Origin of the sequence: Kitasatospora sp. NPDC056783 (genome assembly GCF_042789895.1) — a bacterium.
Classification (GTDB): domain Bacteria; phylum Actinomycetota; class Actinomycetes; order Streptomycetales; family Streptomycetaceae; genus Kitasatospora.
In genome coordinates this window covers 1-1,729 of record NZ_JBHUAF010000680.1, presented here as the reverse complement: position 1 = coordinate 1,729, position 1,729 = coordinate 1, and the positions used below count along the sequence as shown (strand labels likewise).

Here is a 1,729-nt window from a genome sequence, read left to right as displayed (position 1 = left end):
GGTGGTCAGCGTCCGGGGGCCCGGAGGGTGACCTCCTGGAGGAACCACTCGTTGCCGTCGGGGTCGGCGAAGCGGGCGAAGGTGCCGTAGCTGGGCCGGCCCGGGGCGACGCCGGGCACCCGGTGGGTCCCGCCGGCGTGGTGGAAGACTCCGGTCTCGTCGTGGAAGGGGCCGTCGATGTCGACTCCGCGCCGGGCCAGTTCCCCGGCCGCCCGCTCGATGTCGGTCACGACCAGGTGCAAGCCCCGGGCGAAGCCCACCGGGAGCGCGGTCAGGCCCTCCCCGAAGACGACGGAGCAGGCGGAGCCGGGCGGGGTGGCCTGGACGATCCGGTAGCCCTCCTCGATCGGGAAGTCCGCGTCGAGGCGGAAGCCGAGCGTGTCGACGTAGAACTCCTTGGCGATGTCGACGTCGGAGACGGGCAGGACGATGACTTCGAGTTTCAGCTCCACAGGGGTGTTCTCGCTTTCGGGAGGAGAAGGGGCGGTGGGTTGCCGTGCGCGGCGGTCGCGGGAGGTCCGCGCTACCTCAGCGACCGGAAGGCGGTGCGGAGTTCTTCGGCCAGCAGCCGCGGCTGCTCCCAGGCGGCGAAGTGGCCGCCCCGGTCGACCTCGTTCCAGTGGATGATGTTGCCGAAGGTCTTCTCGCCCCAGCTGCGCGGCGCGGGGTAGATCTCGGCGGGGAAGACCGTCACGGCGACCGGCAGCTTCGGGATGGGGACCGCGTTGAACGGTCCGCCGCCGGCCTGGGCACCCTCCCAGTACAGCCGGCAGGAGGACGCGCCGGTGCCGGTCAGCCAGTACATCGAGATCGCGTCGAGCATCTCGTCGTAGCCGAGGACCTTCTCGGGAACGCCGGCCGAGTCCGTCCACTCCGCGAACTTGTCGTAGTAGTAGGACGCCATGCCGACCGGGGAGTCGGTGAGGGAGTAGGCGATCGTCTGCGGGCTCCGGTTCATCATCGCCGCGTAGCCGAAACCGTCGCGGTAGAAGTGCAGCAGCCGCTCGTACGCCCGCTTCTCCTCCGCCGACAGGTCGGCGGGGGTCGGGTCGAAGTTGCGCAGTCGACGCAGGACGTCGTCCGGCACCGTCCCCGGCATGTTGACGTGGATGCCGAGCAGCCCCTTCGGCCGCTGGACGGCGAGCACCTCGGAGAGGATCGCGCCGTGGTCGCCGCCCTGCGAGACGTACTCCGGGTACCCGAGGCGCATCATCAGCTCGTGGAAGGCGGGCGCGATGCGGGCGAAGTTCCACCCGGTCCCGGTCGGTTTGCCCGAGAAGCCGTAGCCGGGCAGGGTCGGCAGCACCAGGTGGAAGGCGTCCTCGGCGCGGCCGCCGTGCGCGGTGGGGTTGGTCAGCGGGTCGATGACCTTCAGCAGTTCGACGATCGATCCGGGCCAGCCGTGGGTCATCAGCATCGGCATGGCGCCGGCGTGCGGGGAGCGGATGTGCGCGAACTGGATGTCCAGCCCGTCGATCTCCGTGATGTACTGCGGCAGTTCGTTGAGGCGCCGCTCCAGCTTGCGCCAGTCGTACCGGGTGCCCCAGTACTCCATCAGCGGCCGCATCCTCGCCAACTGCGCGCCCTGGCCGCGGTCGTCGACCGTCTCGCGGTCGGGCCACCGGGTCGCCCGGATGCGCCGCCGCAGGTCGTCGAGGTCCCCCTGGGCGACCTTGACGCGGAACGGGCGGATGCCCGAGCCCGGCCGCGGCGCCCAGTCGGCCACCGC

At 71.1% G+C, this 1,729-nt stretch carries 2 protein-coding genes; both read right to left on the bottom strand.

From position 1 onward, the window contains the following. Positions 1-5: 5 nt before the first annotated feature. Positions 6-452: a VOC family protein gene (locus ACFRMQ_RS40555; RefSeq protein WP_380735937.1), complete on the bottom strand. Its 447-nt coding sequence runs from the start codon at positions 450-452 to the stop codon at positions 6-8. Between the two features lie 71 nt (positions 453-523). Next, positions 524-1,729 (bottom strand): epoxide hydrolase family protein (locus tag ACFRMQ_RS40550; protein WP_380735936.1); only part of this gene is annotated, 1,206 nt, incomplete at its 5' end.